Annotated in this window: 12 protein-coding genes; 4 read left to right on the top strand and 8 right to left on the bottom strand. The window is 44.6% G+C overall.

What is annotated here, in order from left to right:
• The first annotated feature begins 19 nt into the window (after positions 1 to 19).
• A complete protein-coding gene (locus tag E2K93_RS07995) occupies positions 20 to 1,438 on the top strand; it encodes an MFS transporter (RefSeq protein ID WP_135438597.1) in 1,419 nt (472 codons plus the stop codon).
• 15 nt (positions 1,439 to 1,453) lie between these two features.
• Here E2K93_RS07995 and E2K93_RS08000 read toward each other — a convergent pair whose 3' ends face one another.
• From E2K93_RS08000 to E2K93_RS08010, 3 genes are all read right to left on the bottom strand, one after another.
• Positions 1,454 to 2,200 carry a transposase gene (locus tag E2K93_RS08000; RefSeq protein ID WP_135438598.1) on the bottom strand — a complete coding sequence of 249 codons (747 nt, stop codon included), beginning with the start codon at positions 2,198 to 2,200 and terminating at the stop codon, positions 1,454 to 1,456.
• 144 nt (positions 2,201 to 2,344) lie between these two features.
• Positions 2,345 to 2,536 carry a helix-turn-helix transcriptional regulator gene (locus tag E2K93_RS08005; RefSeq protein ID WP_135438599.1) on the bottom strand — a complete coding sequence of 64 codons (192 nt, stop codon included), beginning with the start codon at positions 2,534 to 2,536 and terminating at the stop codon, positions 2,345 to 2,347.
• A complete protein-coding gene (locus E2K93_RS08010; RefSeq protein ID WP_135438600.1) occupies positions 2,533 to 2,961 on the bottom strand; it encodes a hypothetical protein in 429 nt (142 codons plus the stop codon). The genes E2K93_RS08005 and E2K93_RS08010 overlap by 4 nt, the downstream gene beginning before the upstream one ends.
• 198 nt (positions 2,962 to 3,159) lie before the next feature.
• Between E2K93_RS08010 and E2K93_RS08015 the strand changes: the two genes are divergently transcribed.
• Positions 3,160 to 4,464 (top strand): M24 family metallopeptidase, encoded by a 1,305-nt coding sequence (locus tag E2K93_RS08015; protein ID WP_135438601.1) that lies wholly within the window; start codon positions 3,160 to 3,162, stop codon positions 4,462 to 4,464.
• 82 nt (positions 4,465 to 4,546) lie between these two features.
• On the opposite strand, the gene E2K93_RS08020 is transcribed toward E2K93_RS08015, so the two are convergent.
• The 5 genes from E2K93_RS08020 to E2K93_RS08040 form a co-directional block, all read right to left on the bottom strand.
• Positions 4,547 to 6,391 carry an alpha-amylase family glycosyl hydrolase gene (locus E2K93_RS08020; RefSeq protein WP_135438602.1) on the bottom strand — a complete coding sequence of 615 codons (1,845 nt, stop codon included), beginning with the start codon at positions 6,389 to 6,391 and terminating at the stop codon, positions 4,547 to 4,549.
• A 37-nt stretch (positions 6,392 to 6,428) separates the two neighbouring features.
• Positions 6,429 to 8,612 (bottom strand): 4-alpha-glucanotransferase, encoded by a 2,184-nt coding sequence (gene malQ, locus E2K93_RS08025; RefSeq protein WP_135438603.1) that lies wholly within the window; start codon positions 8,610 to 8,612, stop codon positions 6,429 to 6,431.
• 4 nt (positions 8,613 to 8,616) lie between these two features.
• Positions 8,617 to 10,764, bottom strand: a complete 2,148-nt coding sequence (gene glgX, locus E2K93_RS08030; RefSeq protein ID WP_135438604.1) for a glycogen debranching protein GlgX — start codon at positions 10,762 to 10,764, stop codon at positions 8,617 to 8,619.
• Positions 10,765 to 10,777: 13 nt separating this feature from the next.
• Positions 10,778 to 12,967: a 1,4-alpha-glucan branching protein GlgB gene (gene glgB / locus E2K93_RS08035; protein WP_135438605.1), complete on the bottom strand. Its 2,190-nt coding sequence runs from the start codon at positions 12,965 to 12,967 to the stop codon at positions 10,778 to 10,780.
• Between the two features lie 102 nt (positions 12,968 to 13,069).
• Positions 13,070 to 15,529 carry a glycogen/starch/alpha-glucan phosphorylase gene (locus E2K93_RS08040; RefSeq protein WP_135438606.1) on the bottom strand — a complete coding sequence of 820 codons (2,460 nt, stop codon included), beginning with the start codon at positions 15,527 to 15,529 and terminating at the stop codon, positions 13,070 to 13,072.
• A gap of 435 nt (positions 15,530 to 15,964) precedes the next feature.
• Between E2K93_RS08040 and E2K93_RS08045 the strand changes: the two genes are divergently transcribed.
• Together E2K93_RS08045 and E2K93_RS08050 are read left to right on the top strand one after the other, a co-directional pair.
• Positions 15,965 to 16,513 (top strand): PH domain-containing protein, encoded by a 549-nt coding sequence (locus E2K93_RS08045; protein WP_228445559.1) that lies wholly within the window; start codon positions 15,965 to 15,967, stop codon positions 16,511 to 16,513.
• Positions 16,506 to 18,053 carry a PH domain-containing protein gene (locus E2K93_RS08050; RefSeq protein WP_135438607.1) on the top strand — a complete coding sequence of 516 codons (1,548 nt, stop codon included), beginning with the start codon at positions 16,506 to 16,508 and terminating at the stop codon, positions 18,051 to 18,053. Before E2K93_RS08045 ends, E2K93_RS08050 begins: the two co-directional genes overlap by 8 nt.
• Positions 18,054 to 18,061 lie beyond the last annotated feature (8 nt).

Consider the following 18,061-nt stretch of genomic DNA (forward strand, 5'->3'; position numbering starts at 1 on the left):
CAAATGATAGTAAGAATTTATGTTAGATATTCAAAAAAACCTCTCTAGGCGATTTTATGCCTTACTCAGCCTGCCGTCAACGGCGATGGGCTTTGCGTTATCGGTACAAATAGCCGCGCTAAGTTGGATCTTGACCACCCAATACGGTCTCGATATTCATGAAGTTGGTCTGGTATGGGCGGCAGGCCCAATCGCCGGTATTTTAGGGCAAGTGATCATCGGAATCATTTCCGACAAGGTCTGGTTCTGGAATGGCCGACGTCGACCGTTTATTGTTATCGGTGGTGTGCTGGCGGGCTTAATGCTTCTGGCTTTGCCAAACATCGACATCGTCTCGACATCAATGGGCGTTGAAAGCTTATTGGCGATGGCGATTGCCATTGCCTTAACGTTAGATTTGGCGATTAATGTTAGCTTTAACCCAACCCGATCTATTATTGCCGATGTGACGCCAGAAGGTGACAAACGCACCTTAGGCTACACCTGGATGCAGACCATCTCAGGTACTTTTGGTATTCTCGCCTACGCCATTGGCGCAGTCTGGGGTAACTACATACTGATTTATTTGGGCGCAGCATTGGTGCTGATTCTATCGGTTATTCCACCGTTTTTTATCACCGAACCAAAGCAATTACCGATCAGCGATGACGGTCAGCAAGGCTCATTAAGCTTCAAAGAAATTCTCATTAATATTCGCCCGTTATGGGGTTTTATCATTTACGATGTTTACGCCATGGCGCGACAAATATCCGGTGTTGAAGTAACCCATTACTACGCCGAAATGGCCTGTGCCTTTCTAACCTTAGTGTTTGTTTTGCAAACCATTATGGCACAAGAAGAAGGCCACAGTGATGCCAAGGCAGGCTTGATTGGTTTTCGTAAAGTATTGGCAGCGCATTCCTTTAGTTGGGTTGGTGTACAAACCATGTTTGTCTTTATGTTTGCCTTTTTGCAAGACAAAATGCCCGCCATTAGCGATAAAGAATTAGGGCAAATCATCTCCATTGCCTTTCTTATTTTAAGTATCGTAGCCGCCTACTTACCAGCCTTATTGCTTGAGCCGATGGCGAAGAAATTTGGCCGAGTTAAAGTGCACACCTATGCCATCGCATCCATGGCGGTTGGCTACTTCGCTGTGGCGATGATTGGTGAGAGCAAATACACCTTGTATGTATTGATGGCGATTTTGGGCATTGGTTGGTCATCAATCATTTCATTGGTATTTGCCATCATGTCGGAGAAAATCGATCAAAACAAAATGGGCATGTACATGGGACTGTTCAACCTCTCGGTTGTTCTACCACAATTGTTGGTCAGTTTAGGTGTTGGTTTGTTTATCTCACAAACCGGCGACAAGAGCGCCATATTCTACTTGTGTGGTATCGCCTTAACCCTATCAGCTCTTTGTTGGACTCAGGTAAAAGAGCACCGCAAATAACTTCAAGGGGTCAGATCACTTGAATGGTGATTCTGGCCCTTGCTCCTTTTTCAAGGGGTCAGATCGGTTGAAACGATGAGATCGGCGATCACCTCCATGGCAATTAACGCTGATCTTTATTTTTAATTCGTCTTTCAATTGTCGTTTATAGCTATCACTGCCATACACAGTGGCTCTATTAATTGAATCTCGTAATGTTTCTAAAACATTGTCACGAAGTTCGTCTGCAAATAAAGCCAAATACAATTGCTGTCTTTTCGCATCTGAATTTGCGATTGCCAAATAGCATGAATGGAACTCTATAAAATCAGACTTTTGCCCCAATGCATTCACAGCAAAACTACTCCAGATATAATCGCCAGGACTTTCCACCATAAAAGCGCGCACAGGGTTTAACTCGATATAGCGACTAACAGTCAGGAAATATAAACCCGTTTCAATAATACAAGACCTAAATCGACCTTCCCAAAGCGTACCAGTGCGCTCATATTTCTTATTAAAGTAACGAACATATTTTCGACCGATTGCCTGCATAAAAAGGCTAACAGCACCATTTTTTCGAGGTGTTAATAATAGATGAACATGATTAGTCATCAGAACATAGGCGTGGATGTCTACCTCAAACTCTTTGCCATATTGGCCTACTAGTTTTAGATAGTATTGGTAATCTTTTGCTTCAACAAAACAATTGCTGCGATTATTACCACGCTGAATCACATGAAGGGGGATATCTGCTATGCAGAGTCTATTTGAACGAGGCATCCTTTTGTTCCTTTAAATATCATCCATGATATGTAAAGGATAGATTAGCTTAATTTACTTTGCAGATTTTAACAGCGTTAGTTTCAAGTGTTCTGACCCCATGAAATTAAGCGAGTTAGTTTCAAGTGTTCTGACCCCATGAAATTAGTTTTCGCTGAATATTTCTTCAATCTTTAATTCAAACAGTCGGGCTATTTTAAATGCCAGTGGCAAACTCGGGTCAAACTTACCTTTTTCGACTGCATTGATGGTTTGTCGCGATACCTGCAGTGCGGCGGCGAGATCAGCTTGAGTCCAGTCGCGTTCAGCCCGCAATACTTTTAGGCGGTTGTTCATCGATACTTCACTCCACCTTTGATCATGCCAATCATATAGGTCAGACACATGACGATAACCATATGTGCCAGTTCAGGTTGAAAGCTGATCAAGCGCACATTGTGCAACAGCTGATAACAACAGCCGACCACCAAACCGACACCAAGTGATAAGGCCATCGCCTCACTTTGAATTTTCTGTTGCATCTCATCTAGTGAGCGCAAATGAGCGCGATTGGCCATGATCATCGCCGTACCGGTTAGTAAGTTAACAATTACCGCGATAACCGTTAGCAGCGTATTAAAGTCCCATAAAAATTTAGGACCAAATGCCAATAACGCCGTTGCTACCAACCAGAAAAATGTACATAGACCAAGTGTTTTGACCTTTTGCTTTTGCTCTGTCTGCCATTGTTGATGTTCATTTTGTAAATCTTGCTTAACCATTGGTATACCTCACTTGTCATAATGTAAAATAAACTTGACTTGAGATAACAATAGAGTGTTTTTCAAACCATGTCAAGCTCACTTTACTTTATGTATTGTGTGTTTTACTTAAAGACCGATATTTGTCGGTCATTAGCTATTTGCATTTGCGGCAATTGTCAGTACAGTTAATGCAAATGGAATCAGGGAATTATCGATATGAAACGTTTTTTATTACTCGCCTTAATGGTCATGATCAGCAGCGCTAATGCCGCTGGCCAGTATGACTTTAAAGGCCCTTCACCTTGGCCTGAAATTCGCAAACAACGAATCGCACAGCTATTACCTCAAGCGATGCAAGCGGCGAATATCGATGCTTGGATTGTTATTTGCCGTGAGAATGACAACGATCCATTAGCGGATCATGTCGGTGGCGAAAACGCCGGCGGTGAAGCCAGTCTGTTGTTTTATATCAGCGACAAGGGCTTACAATCGGTGGCTTTTTCACCTGAAAGTGAATCCACCGCATTAAGCGAAGCCGGTATTCACGATAAAGTCATCGCTGTGAAAAAGGGCGAGTCGAGCATGAAACAAGCGGCGGCTTTCATCAAGCAGCAACAGTTTCAACGCATTGCTGTTAATAATTCCGACAAGAATGCCCAAGCCGATGGTCTCAGCTTTAGCCAACGCATGCGCTTGCAACAAGCGCTCGGCCAAAGCCTTAGTGACAAGTTGGTATCATCTGAAGAGCTGGTGTATGAGTGGTTGTCGATTAAACTGCCGGCAGAAATCGATATCATGACAGCAGCGGCAGAGCTGACCGCGCAATGGCAGTTAGAGGCGTATCAGCAGGTTATACCCGGTAAAACCACTGACGCCGAAGTCGCTGCGTTGTTAAAGCAGAAGATGCAACAACATGGTGTCAGCGATGGTTGGGCACCGGACCAAAACCCTAATGTGAACTCCGGTGTCGATCGCGGTCACTCCCATGCCACCGACAAGGTGATCATGCCCGGCGATGTGATTCAAACCGATTTCGGCATTCGCGTTTACGATCGTTGGGTAACCGACATTCAGCGCTTTGCTTATGTACTCAGAGCCGATGAAACAGCACCGCCAGCTGACATCGCCAGTTATTGGCAACACGCCAAAGCAGGTGGGTACCAAGCGTTTAAAACAATGAAGCCTGGGGTGAAAGGGGTTGAAGTCGATGCCGCACAAAAAGATTTAATGGTGCTGGCCAAATCATTACCTGTGATCTGGAGTACCGGTCATCCGGTGGGTTATGTTGCCCATGATACTGGACCAAATCTTGGTGGTTCGCACAGCCCAAGTTCGAGACCTGCGGCACAAAAAAAGTTAAAGCAAGGTATGGTCTTTGCCTTCGATGGATTTCATAGCTGGCACCTTGAAGATGGCGGCGTGAAAACCATTTCCGTTGAAGAAATGGTGGAAATTACTGAAGATGGTGCCCGCTACTTGATTCCCAGACAACAAGACTTGGTGCTGATAAAGAGCAAATAAAACCGTTGCCATAGCAGCTTCGTTGATAATAAAAAAGGCCGGATAATCCGGCCTTTTTTATTCTATTTACTTACCACTAAAACTATTTCTCACTGCGGTAAATAGCGTAACTAAGCGGTGCCAAGTTCATATTGATGGCGCCAGCTTGTTCGGTCTTATCTTTGGCAACAACGATAGGACGATAATCCTGTTGTGACATCTGTAAGTCGACATTTTGCTCGCTATTGGCCGTATTTGCGACGATCAAATATTGATACTGATCGTCAGTACGAGTAAAAGCAAAGATGCCCGGCGTAGCTTGTGAATACAACACTTCTTGCGTACCTTGACGCAACGTTTTGTGCTGACCATAAAGGTTGCCTAGACCAACCAAGTCTTGATACAACACATGGCTTTGGTCAAAGTTATCGTCGGCGGTGGTTTTGTCGGTGCCAAGCAAGTCGTCATCGTTATAGGTGGCTACTTTTGATGGCATCATATCCTGACGCGCGTTTTTATCATTACCGTCACCAACAAAGCCCTGTTCGTCGCCGTAATAGACCACAGGAATGCCGCGAGAGAAGTACATTAACGCGTTCGATAGTTTAATACGCTCGAGCTTTTCCGCTTCCGTCATTTGCGGGTGTTTGTCATTAAGCATAAAGGCAAAACGTCCCATATCATGGTTACCGGTAAAGGTTACCAAAGTCGACGCATCGCCATACTCACCATTGTAAAAATGGTCTTGATCAAACAGCTTTTGTAATTCATCACTGCCTTTACCTTCGATCAAGGCTCTATGAACCGCACCTTGGAAGGCAAAATCAAGAATAGACTGTAATTTACCGTCATTAACAAAGGTGCTCAGATTTTTCGGTTCACCGTCGTACACTTCACCAAACATAAAGAATTGTGGAATGCCTTCAGCTTTAGCGTGCTCGAGAATCGCCGGTGAAAACTCTTGCCAAAATTCCATATTAACGTGCTTAACGGTGTCGATTCTAAAGCCATCCGGTTTGAATTCAGAGACAACGCCTTTAAATACTTCGATTAAGCCGCTAACAACCTCAGGATCTTCAGTATTGATATCATCAAGGCCGGCAAAATCGCCGTATATCGCACTTTCACCTTTCCACAGGCTATCACCCTGATTGTTATAATATTTAGGGTCATTTAACCATGCCGGTACTTTAAGATTCTCTTTGCCTTCAGGCACAAATACCGTATAGCTATCGCCATTAGCGACTTGCTCTTTGGTTTTATAATCACAAAGACCTGGGGTTTCATGTAGCCACTGATCACCGTTTTCGCCGTGACACTCTTTAAATTTGATCACGTCGGCGGTGTGGTTGGCGATGATGTCAAAGAACACTTTCATGTTTAACTTGTGCGCTTCATCAATCAGATCGACAAGATCCTGATTCGAGCCTAAATGCGGGTCGATTTCGGTGAAATCCAATACCCAATAACCATGATAGCCAGAACTGTCACCTTGCACCGCCTGATTACGCATAATAGGCGTCATCCACAATGCGGTAATACCCATTTCCTGTAGGTATGGCAGTTTTTCTTTCAGGCCTTTCATATCACCACCGTGGTAGTGACCATTGCTGCTGCGATCAAAGCCACCATATGACTCAGGCTTGTCTTTACTGCCCAGGTCATTGTCAATATCACCATTGTGGAAACGGTCTGGCATAACAAAGTAAAACACTTCATCACGAACATCGCGTTCTAGGTAATGTGGTAATTGGCTGCTGATCGGCGCAATGCTAATTTTTTGCTGCTGATCGTCCGTTGCGGTTACTTCTATTTCTTGTTCCGCTTGAGTGACTTGTTCCGTTTGCGCCACTTGTTCTGCTTGTTGCTGTTTGTTATCACTGCTATCACAGCCGCTTAAGGCTAACGATAGTGCGATTGCTGAAGATACTAACGTCAAATGTTTCATTAACTCCCCCATAAAATCTTCATTGTGAAAGGTGCCTTTAGGCACCCTTTGGACGTTCCTGATTCATAACATCAACCAGGTTTATCATATCGGTTTGTGACCAAAAGTCATTGATATTAATAGGTAAACGACGACGCCAGTTTGGATGCTCGTCAACCGTACCAGGAATATTTACTTGCTCATGTAAACCTAGTGAGTCTTCTAATGGCACCAACAAAACACGACTTGGCGCTTTCGCTAAGAACGCTTGTGCTGCACGTGACAGGGCATGATTCATTTGCGCCGGCTTAGCTGATGGAAACTCATCACGATTAAGCACGCCTTCGTATTCCAATGCCGCTAATAGCTGCTCACGGTCGGTCACTCGGCCAGCACGTTCGTCGATACCCATTTGTTCATTCGGGTATAAATTCAAATCCTGACGCCATTTCAGGTCATTGCCTGTCCACCAACCAGCTAAGGTTGATAAATCATGGGTAGATACGGTTACCATAGATTGCTCAGGGTATAACTCTGGACGGAAATATAGGCCATTTTCCCAACGCTCAAAGAACAGCACTTTGTACGACAACAAGCCAGACTCAGCCATAACATCGCCAAAACCATCCGGCACATTACCCAAGTCTTCGCCGATAACCACACAGTTATTGCGACGTGATTCTAGGGCAATGATGCGGAAAATTTCTTCCAGTGGGAAGGTAATATAAATACCCTGATCAGCCGCCATACCTGGTGCAACCCAGTATTGACGCATCAAACCCAATACGTGGTCAATACGCAAAGCGCCAGCGTGACGCATGTTACTGCGCAAGGCTTTCACCAAAGGCATATAACCTTTCTCGATCAGTGCCACAGGATTAATTGGCGTTAAGCCCCAGTCCTGACCTAAAGTGTTCATCGCATCAGGTGGCGCGCCAACCGCAGCACCGGCAACGTAGCTGTGTTTATCAGCCCATACTTCAGCACCTGAACCGTCACAACCTACCGCCAAATCCATATACAAGCCAACAGGCATGTCATTGTTTTTCGCTTCACTGGCCGCATCGCCTAACTGGCTATCCGCTAGGAATTGTAAAAACTTGAAGTAGCCAATACGCTCAGCGTTTTCTTTCTTAAAGGCTTCAACTTGTTCACTATGTGGGTCTTGAAACTCTACTGGCCATGCTTTCCAGCCATAAGCGTTCTCGTCGATATTGCGAAAATGCTCATACAAGGCATCAAAGGTGGCAAGCTCTAACAGGTCATCAGCCATCAAGCTAACAAATTGATTGAAGGCACCGGCAAAAGCGCTGTTTTTCGGCAAATGATTGGCGACAAAGTCACGGTACAACAACTCTAAAACCTGAAATTTCAGGTGTGCCGCGTAAGGGTAATCAATGAAGTCCTTACTGTTGGCGTCATTCACGTGCTTTTTAAAGTCGGCTGAATTAACCAAGTCCTGTGCCGGCTTACAGCTAGCAAAGTTGGCAACACCCGTCACATCAATGTACATGGTGTTTAAGAAACAACGACTGGTTGGTGAATACGGGCTAATGTGACCTGGGTTATTTGGATACAATGGGTGTAATGGGTTTAAACCGATGGCGGTAACGCCGCGCTTGGCTGATTCAGACACTAGGTTTTTCAGATCGCCAAAATCGCCCATGCCCCAACTGTTGTCCGATTTAAGCGAGTATAATTGCGCCGCTAAACCCCACATGCGGTAATCTGCCACTTCATTAGGCGACAAACAAGTTTTTGGCGCAACAATGATATGACAGCTTTCACTGCTGCCATTCACGCTGACCGTTAAGGTGTGGTAACCCTCAGCCAGCGTCGGTAATGGCAAATCTAACTTTTGGTAATGCACACCCTCAACGTTGCCTTCATTGATAATTGCCAAATCAGCGAGGTCTTCGTTGCCATTTAACGACTGGCCATTCTCAAGCGCCAAAGTCCAGTTAACGGTGTTGGCTTTTAAGGCACTGTTGATACTTAGTGGTGCGGTAAATTGGCTCAATTCCGCTTTCACTAAATGGGTAGCGGGAAGCATGCGTTGCCACACACCATTTTTTAATTGTTCTGCTGCTGCCAGAATTACTTCATCAGAAGATAAGTCATAATCCATTGCTTCTAACAGGGCTTTTAGCGCATCCTGATTAGCAAATACGGTATTGCCGTAGCAATCCTTATAACTCGGGTGAAAGCCCACTTGTTCAGCAAGCTGTTGCATTGGTGTCATAATATCATTCCTGAATATCAAATTGGCTATATGTCAGCACTATCATGCTGTGCGCCTCTACGCTGAGCTCGGTATCATCTATGCGATTGCAGGTGATAACGGCGTCCAGGTTGGCGGTATTTATTATTTCGGTCCATACGCCTTTCAACTTAGGCAATTGAAAGCGAGTCGGGTGACTGTGCGCATTAAATATGATCAACAAGCCGTCATCGACGGTGATGTCACATATGTCACAGAACTGACTTTGTTGGGCGTATAAACTTCTGCGGTCATGGTTTGTTTCAGCAAGCATCATGGCAAAGCTCTTTAGGGCTTTATTGTGCCAGTTGCTTTCATCCATGGGTTCACCATGACAATTAAACCAACTCAAATCTTTCAGGCCGGTTTTCTCCGAAACCTTTTGACCGTGCTGATAGTGCAAGCGGTTTAATAATGGATGTTCTTTGCGCAGCTTGATTAACTGCTGGACGAAGCGCAGTTGCTCTTCATCTTCTTTGTGCCAGTTAAGCCAGGTTATTTCATTATCCTGACAGTAGGCGTTGTTGTTACCGTGTTGGGTGTTGTTGCGTTCATCGCCCGCCAATAACATCGGCGTGCCTTGCGATAGGAACAAGGTGGCGAGAATATTGCGTTTTTGCTGACTTCGAACTTGATTAATTCGGCGATCTTGGGTTTCACCTTCAACACCGTAGTTGCAACTGAAATTGCTACCATGGCCATCGCGATTATTTTCACCATTCGCATGGTTGTGACGCTGCTCAAAGGTGACCAAATCGTGCAAGGTATAACCGTCGTGTGTGGTAACCACATTAACGCTGGCATACGGTCGGCGACCGTGGTGTTCAAAAATATCTCCACTGCCGTGCAAGCGTCTCGCTAACTCCGGCACCATGCCTTCGTCACCACGCCAATAACGTCTTACCGCATCACGGTAGCGGTCATTCCACTCCTGCCAGTTACCCGGGAACTGCCCCAATTGATATCCGCCATGACCGATATCCCAAGGTTCGGCAATCATGCGCACATCAGCCAGCACAGGGTCTTGACGTAAGGTGGTAAAGAACGCGGTATAGGAGTCAAAGTTATCGTTGTTTTGATAGTTTTTGCGACCAAGGATCGGCGCCAAATCAAAACGAAACCCGTCAACGCCCATAATCTCTACCCAGTAACGCAAACTGTCCATGACCATTTGCAATACTCGTGGATGAGCCAGGTTTAAGGTGTTACCGCAACCCGAGTGGTTTACATAAAGACGCTTGTCTTCTTTTTCGAGACGGTAATAACTGGCGTTGTCGATGCCTTTAAAGCTAAACGTTGGCCCAAGGTGATTGCCTTCGGCGGTGTGGTTGTATACCACATCGAGGATCACCTCCATGCCAGCGTCATGAATGGCGGCCACCATATTTCTAAATTCGCTAAGCTCTTCTTGTTGGGCGTATCTCGGCTCCGGCGCAAAAAACGCCATCGAGTTATAACCCCAATAATTTTTCAAGCCTTTTTCCAGAGCGAACGCTTCGTCAAAAAAGCCATGTATCGGCAATAGTTCAATCGACGTGATACCAAGTTCTTGTAGATATTTGATGACTTTTTTGTCAGCCAAACCTTGGTAAGTACCGCGTTTTTGCTGGGCAATATCTTTATTTAATTTACTGAAGCCTTTCACGTGTGCTTCGTAAATGATGGCTTCGTTATCTGGAATACGAACCTTATGCTCGACTTTCGGCAATGGCTCTGTAACCACACATTTCGGCATAAAACCGGCGTTGTCAGTATGCTCAATCACTAAGTCTTGCTGGCGTGATTGCACGTCATAACCGTAATGATGATCGGACCAACTAAAGCTTTTGGTGAGCTTTTTCGCGTACGGATCAAGCAACAGCTTTGATGGATTAAAGCGATGACCATTATGCGGTTCGTAAGGCCCATAAACACGGTAACCATACAAACAACCTGGCTTCACCTCAGGTAAGTAAATATGCCAAACTTCATCGGTATATTCGCTCAGTTCAATGCGTTCAATTTCACTTTCGCTGACGGCATCAAACAAGCACAACTCGACTTTGGTTGCATTCGCTGAAAACAACGCAAAGTTGGTGCCTTGACCATCAAAATTGGCACCAAGCGGGTAGTTTTTACCGGGAAGGATGTGCATTCGCTGTTATGCCCTATACCAACTCAAAGACTAAGGTTGCCAATGGCGGTACGGTTATTTCGATTGACTGATCGAAACCTTGCCATGGTGTTGCTTGGCTATTTGCACCGTCGATATTACCGACGTTGCTGCCACCATAAATGCCGGCATCGGAATTAAATATCTCTTTCGCATAACCCGACTTTGGTACGCCTAGTCGGAAATTGTGGTGCACGGTTGGGGTAAAGTTACAAACCACTAACACCGGGTTGCTGCCATCTTTGCCGTAACGAATGTAGCTGTAAATTGATTGTGCTGAGTTTTCATAATCAACCCAGTCAAAACCTTGCTTTTCACAGTCCAACTGATGCAATGCAGGGGTATCTTTATAAATACGGTTTAGGTCTTTGATCAGCGCATGCACACCTTTGTGGGTGTCATGATCTAGCAAGTGCCAATCTAGCGCTTGTTCATAATTCCATTCGGCAGACTGAGCAAACTCACACCCCATAAACAGCAGTTTTTTGCCCGGGTGAGTCCACATAAAACCGTAATAGGCACGTAAGTTAGCAAAACGCTGCCAGTCATCACCAGGCATACGACCTAAGATAGAGCCTTTACCATGTACCACTTCATCGTGGCTCAACGGCAAAATAAAGTTCTCATCAAAGGCATAAACCAAACCAAAGCTGATTTCGTTATGATGATGCTGACGATAAATTGGATCACGACCTATGTATTCTAAGGTGTCGTTCATCCAACCCATGTTCCACTTATAGCCAAAACCAAGACCGCCCATCGACGTTGGCTTGGACACACCAGGCCATGAGGTTGATTCTTCTGCTACTGAGAAGGCACCTGGGTAGTCGGCATACAACTCTTCATTGAATTGCTGTAAGAAGGCAACCGCTTCTAGGTTTTCATTACCGCCGTGCTCATTGGCAATCCATTCACCTTCATTTCGGCTGTAATCGAGATACAACATAGAGGCAACTGCATCAACACGAATACCGTCGATATGATAATTGTCTAACCAATGGGTTGCACTGGCGCGCAAAAAGTTAGCTACTTCGGTACGACCGTAGTTGTAGATCAACGTATTCCAGTCTGGGTGAAAGCCTTTACGAACGTCTTCATGCTCGTACAAACAGGTACCGTCAAATTTACCCAAACCGTGGGCATCAACCGGGAAATGACCGGGTACCCAGTCAATCAATAAGCCAATACCGGCACTGTGACAGGCATCGACAAAATATTTAAAGTCATCGGCATTACCAAAGCGCGCCGTCGGGGCAAACAAACCAACCGGTTGATAACCCCAAGAACCATCAAAAGGGTACTCACTGATCGGCATCAACTGAATATGGGTAAAGCCCATGTCCAGGGTGTAAGGGATCAGCCGATCAGCGATATCTCGGTAATTTAAAAATTCATTATTGTCATCACGCTGCCAAGATCCTAAATGCACTTCATAAATCGAAATCGCGGCATCACGGGCATTGCGAAGCTCGCGAGTTTGCATCCATTTTTTGTCTTGCCAGTTATAGTCACTCGGTGCGGCTATGACAGATGAAGTGTCTGGACGATATTGTGCTTGAGCACCATACGGATCAGATTTTAATGGCAATAAATGGCCATATTGGTCTTTCACTTCGAACTTATAGTTACAACCATCGCCAATGGTGTTGGCACTGCTGTTTTCAGGAATAAATATTTCCCAAATACCGGCATCAAGACGCTTGCGTAACGGGTGGACGCGACCATCCCAGTTATTGAAGTCACCAACAACAGCGACATGGCTTGCATTTGGAGCCCAAACCGCAAACGACACGCCTTTCACACCTTCATGCGTAATCACGTGCGCACCAAGCTTTTGATACGGCTGCTTGTGCTTGCCTTCGTTAAACAAGTAAATATCCAAATCACCGAGCACTGGCGCACAGTTAAATGGGTCAATAAAGGTTTTCTCAGAATGGGCAAACTCTGCCTTTAGCTGATAGTCAAATTGCTTCTTACGGCGAGTGGTTTTACTGAAAAAACCCGCGTCATCAAGCTTATCTAACTTGGCAACGACCTTGCCGTTACTATCAACCACACTTACCGACAACGCGCCTGGAACAAAGCTGTTGATTTGCAAATAGCCTTTGTCATTGGCATGCATGCCCAAAAATCCATACGGGTTTTGGTGGCGGGCCTGTAATATGGCATCGATTTGCTGTTGCATCGGTCGTTTTCCTTTCCTGAACTGCGTTTATTTATGTTTAACTATTTTTTAACAACGTCTTTAAAATGACAAAAGGCCGGTGCAAGCACCAGCCTAATTTAGTTACTCGGCGATGGGCTCGAGCTTCCAAATATTATCGACATAATCTTGTATTGATCTGTCGGAGGTAAATTTACCCATTTTGGCGGTATTAATAATCGCCATCTTCGCCCAACGCGCCTTGTCTTTGTAGGCCTTATCTAAGTCGATATTGGCCTGACAGTATTCGGCAAAGTCAGCCATAACACGATACGGGTCACCGCCATCAAGCACGCTATTGGCAATGGCACTTAACTCGCCCGGATTACCCGGTGTAAAGTAATCGGTGTATAACCAATCCAATACCGCTTTTAGCTCTTCTTTGGTTTCGTAATAGTGATACGGGTTGTAGCCATTGGCGTTAAGCGCCTTTATTTGGTCAACCGTATTACCAAAGATGAATATATTGTCATCACCAACTTCTTCGGCAATTTCAACGTTGGCACCATCTAGCGTACCGATTGTCACTGCACCGTTAAGTGCCAGTTTCATGTTACCAGTACCTGACGCTTCTTTACCGGCGGTAGAGATTTGCTCAGATACATCGGCAGCTGGGATAATTTTCTCAGCCAAGGTCACGCGGTAGTTTGGCATAAAGACAACTTTTAGCTTGCCTTTAATGCGCGCATCGTTGTTGATCTTGTCAGCTACCTTGTTGATTGCATAGATAATTTCTTTCGCCAAGTAGTAACCCGGAGCCGCTTTCGCACCAAAGATATAAACACGAGGATGCATGTCGTAATCAGGGTTATCAAGCAAACGACGGTACAAGGCTAAAATGTGCAAGAAATTCAAATGCTGACGCTTATATTCATGTAAGCGTTTGATTTGTACATCAAAAATAGCAGACGGGTCAACTTCTACGCCGGTCGTCTTAACAATTTCTTCAGCCAACTTAACCTTGTTCTCATGCTTAATGTCCATAAATTGCTTTTGGAATTTCGCATCATCAGCAAACTTGGCAACATCCGCTAGGCTTGCCAAATCTTTTGGCCAGTCAGTTTTCACTTTGCTGTCTAACAATTTAGACAGTGCCGGGTTACATGCTTTCAACCAGCGACGCGGTGTCACACCATTGGTGACGTTGGTTAATTTACCCGGGTAAAGGGCATTGAATTCTGGGAATAAATCGCTTTGCACAAGATCAGAGTGAATTTGCGCAACACCATTAACTTTGAATGACGAAACAACACATAAGTGCGCCATACGTACCATTTGTTGCTGACCTTCTTCGATCAATGACAAACGACGACGAATTTGGTGATCACCAGGCCATGCTGCGGCAACTTCTTTGTTTAGGAAGAATTCGTTAATTGAGAACAAAATCTCTAAGTGACGCGGCAACACACGCTCAAACATGCGTACAGACCATTTTTCTAATGCTTCTGGCAACAAGGTGTGGTTGGTATAAGCGAAACACTTACGACACAATGCGAACGCATCATCCCAACTAAAGTCATACTCATCCATTAAGATGCGCATTAACTCAAGAATGGCGATGGTCGGGTGGGTATCGTTAAGTTGGATAACCATTTTGTCAGCAAAGAACGACCAGTCATCACCGTGCATATCTTGATAACGCTTGATGATATCTTTGATAGAACAAGCACAGAAGAAGTACTGCTGGATAAAACGCAATTCTTTACCGGCTTCGGTTTCATCGTTCGGGTAAAGTACCTTAGAAATCGTCTCCGCAGCATTTTGCGCTGCGTGTGCGCTTTGGTAAGCACCGGTATTAAACTCGTCCCAATCAAAGAAACTTGATGCACGTGATTCCCATAGACGCAGGGTATTTACCGTTTTTGAGTTATAGCCAACAATTGGCACATCCCATGGTACCCCTTTGATGGTTTGCCCTGGATGCCAAACTTTCTTTTCACTGCCATCGGCATTAACGATAGTTTCAACGCTACCGAACACACCAATGACTTGCACAGCTTCTGGACGACAAACTTCCCAGGCATTACCGTATTCACGCCATTCATCTGGCGTTTCAATTTGACGACCCTCATGGAATTGCTGCTTGAACAAACCGTGTTGGTAATGAATACCGTAACCATAGGCATTGAAATCCATGGTCGCTAAGGAGTCTAAGAAACAGGCTGCTAGACGACCTAAGCCACCGTTACCCAACGCCAAATCATGGCCTTCTTCGAACACGTCTTCGATTTCAAAACCTAATTCGGCAACGGCTTTCTTCGCCGTATCAAACAAATTAAGGTTATGCAGGTTGTTCGATAACATACGACCCATCAGATATTCTAATGACAGGTAATTGATCGAACGTGTTTTATTGTCTTGATGATAGTTGTTTGTTTGCGATAGTTTTTCGTAAACAACTTCATTTACCGCCATACAGACAGCTCGCTGCACCGCAGAAGGGTTATCTTGGAAATCCTGTTGAGAACAGGTGAAGTTTAAGTGCTGTAAAACTTTCTTTTTGAACTGCGCCGCTGTGAAGGGCTTTTTGTTTGCTGTTGCCATATTCCAACTCTTGCTTAATTCAGGTCCCTTTGGGACACGGGCTAATCCGTCCATTTCCTATCAACATAATCCTTCAAGCGTACTGCCAGAACAGGATATCCTCGGATTAGTATAGTGCTTAAAAAACCGGCAATTTTAATAACTGATGTAAAGTTACGTTAATTTGCAGTTTCAAGGCAAATGACTACATACGTATGCATAAGGAATTACGCCTGCATACGTATGCAATTTTGCTGTGGAGATGCTTGTTAAACCTTTTTGCTGAGAAACAATAGCTAAGGTGTTCTAAATAAAAAAGAATACTCTTGATTAGATAAAGTACAAATGAATTATTTTTGATCGTTTTATGAGCATTTTATTTTTGCCAAGGTTAAGTTAAATTTAGGCTGAAATTGAGTTAAGCTAGGCAAAATAAAAAACTTTGGCAAAACCACCATGGATAGTGATTCTAGCGATTTCGAAAATCGGCAAATTGACCATAATCAATTCACCTCGTTGCAGCAGCTGGATTTTCAGCCCTTGTCAGAAAAATATCCTCCTGCACACCGTATGGTTAGCTTAGCCAGTACCTTGGTGATTTTATTGCTGATGGTTTTTATTTTGTTTCAGCCTTTTGTTGAACTGCCCGATAAGCTGCTTACCTTCTTTAGTATTGTCTGCTTCGTCTGGTCTTTTATTGGTTTAATCATTTTTGCCTATCGTTATTTTGCCGATCCGAAAAAAGCCTTTGCCATACGCCAACAGGACATCAGTTATAAAAGCGGTCTCATTTTTCGCTCGATAATTACTCAGCCGATTCTGCGTATTCAACATGTAGAGTTAAAACGAGGCCCGATCGATCGCAAGTTAGGCTTGGCCTGTCTACAAGTATTTAGCGCCGGTGGCAGCATGCACACCTTCGAAATACCGGGGCTAGAACTTGCTGATGCAGAAAACATGCGTCAATACATATTGTCGCATAAGGACTTAGGGCTACATGGCTAATAACAGCGTAGCGTGGCAACGCATATCGCCGATTGCCATTATTTATTTCATTCTTATGCTGATCAAAAATTTGGTTGGCAATGTCGTCTATATCCTGCCGGGCTTGTTGGTTCTGTACAATCAGGTCGAGAAAAACCCCGGATTTTGGTGGCCTTTCATCTACGCCATGTTGGCCTTGTTATTGATATCAGCGATTCTCAGCTTTTACTTTTTTCAATACCGCTTATCGAATCAGCAAATTGAAATTCGCTCAGGCGTACTCTCTCGCAAATACATCGACTTACCCTTTGCCAAAATTCAAAACGTTGAATTGAGTGAGCCGTTCTACTATCGTCCATTTGGCTATACCTGCATTCAATTTGATACCGCAGGTTCAGCTCGCCAAGAAGCCAAAGTCGTCGCCATTAAGAAAGACTTTGCCTTGCAACTCAAACAAGAAATTCTCGCCATTCATAACAGCGCAAATGCAGAAGTGGCGGCTGATGACGACAGTGAATCCATAGCGGCAGAGCCAACAGAGCATCATAATGAAGCCGACGAAACCGTACTAGATAGACGCAACCTCGATGATTTAGTGATCCATGGCCTAACCAATAACCGAGTATGGATTTTACTCGCCGGTATTGCGCCATTTATGGAGCAGGTCATCGACAAGTTGATCAGCTGGAGTATGTATTGGGGGATAAACCTAGAGCAATACTTTGATTTTGCCGAAAAGTCGATTTGGCAAATTATCGGTACTTTCCTCAGTATCTTTCTCACCATCATGCTGGTGGTCAGTTTGCTCAGCATTATTGGTTCGATCATCATGTTCCACAATTTCAAACTGTCTCGATATGAAGATAAATACATTCGTCGCAGTGGCTTGTTTACCCGCACCGAAGTAACCATGCGCCTGTCGCGACTGCAAAAGATTGTTTGGCAGCAAGATTGGCTTGATGTGTTATTACGACGTATCAATTTGCGCTTTGAGCAATCAAACGCCAATATTGCCAATGTTCAGCCCGGACAAATCAGCAATAAAATCATCGTCCCTTCGGTGACGCACAAAGAGTGTCATCACTTGATTGATGATGCCTACCCGGATGCCGATTTAAAAAATGTACGCTTTAATCGCGTCAGTATTCGCTTGTTTGTGCGCAATATATTGCTGTTCGTGTTACCTGTCAGCGCAATCATTAGCTACCTAGCAATTAGCCATAATGATTATCAGGCACTGGCGCCAATTGGCGCGGCAACAGCGTTTGTGAGCTTTTTGTTTTATATGCGCTATCGTCGTTGGGGCTGGGCAAACGATGGTAAATACCTCTACATTCGCAAAGGTTGTCTTGGCGTAAATTACTATATTTTTGAAAGCTATAAAGTACAGCAAACCGAGTTTATTCAAAGTTGGTTTTTAAAGCGACGCCAGCTTTGTTCACTGCAATTAGTGTTAGCCTCGGGCAGTATCAGCGTGCCTTACATACCAGAACAACAAGGCTTTGAATGGCTCAATAACACCCTCACGACAGTAGAGAGTACGCGCCGAAATTGGATGTAGTGAAAGCT

The sequence above is a fragment of the Thalassotalea sp. HSM 43 genome (genome assembly GCF_004752005.1).
Lineage (GTDB): Bacteria > Pseudomonadota > Gammaproteobacteria > Enterobacterales > Alteromonadaceae > Thalassotalea_A.

What these genes read in the sequence shown, in the direction of transcription:
- E2K93_RS07995 (WP_135438597.1), top strand. Translation starts at nt 20, where the DNA reads ATGTTAGATATTCAAAAAAACCTCTCTAGGCGATTTTATGCCTTACTC.
- E2K93_RS08000 (WP_135438598.1), bottom strand. Translation starts at nt 2,200, where the DNA reads ATGCCTCGTTCAAATAGACTCTGCATAGCAGATATCCCCCTTCATGTG.
- E2K93_RS08005 (WP_135438599.1), bottom strand. Translation starts at nt 2,536, where the DNA reads ATGAACAACCGCCTAAAAGTATTGCGGGCTGAACGCGACTGGACTCAA.
- E2K93_RS08010 (WP_135438600.1), bottom strand. Translation starts at nt 2,961, where the DNA reads ATGGTTAAGCAAGATTTACAAAATGAACATCAACAATGGCAGACAGAG.
- E2K93_RS08015 (WP_135438601.1), top strand. Translation starts at nt 3,160, where the DNA reads ATGAAACGTTTTTTATTACTCGCCTTAATGGTCATGATCAGCAGCGCT.
- E2K93_RS08020 (WP_135438602.1), bottom strand. Translation starts at nt 6,391, where the DNA reads ATGAAACATTTGACGTTAGTATCTTCAGCAATCGCACTATCGTTAGCC.
- malQ (WP_135438603.1), bottom strand. Translation starts at nt 8,612, where the DNA reads ATGACACCAATGCAACAGCTTGCTGAACAAGTGGGCTTTCACCCGAGT.
- glgX (WP_135438604.1), bottom strand. Translation starts at nt 10,764, where the DNA reads ATGCACATCCTTCCCGGTAAAAACTACCCGCTTGGTGCCAATTTTGAT.
- glgB (WP_135438605.1), bottom strand. Translation starts at nt 12,967, where the DNA reads ATGCAACAGCAAATCGATGCCATATTACAGGCCCGCCACCAAAACCCG.
- E2K93_RS08040 (WP_135438606.1), bottom strand. Translation starts at nt 15,529, where the DNA reads ATGGCAACAGCAAACAAAAAGCCCTTCACAGCGGCGCAGTTCAAAAAG.
- E2K93_RS08045 (WP_228445559.1), top strand. Translation starts at nt 15,965, where the DNA reads ATGGATAGTGATTCTAGCGATTTCGAAAATCGGCAAATTGACCATAAT.
- E2K93_RS08050 (WP_135438607.1), top strand. Translation starts at nt 16,506, where the DNA reads ATGGCTAATAACAGCGTAGCGTGGCAACGCATATCGCCGATTGCCATT.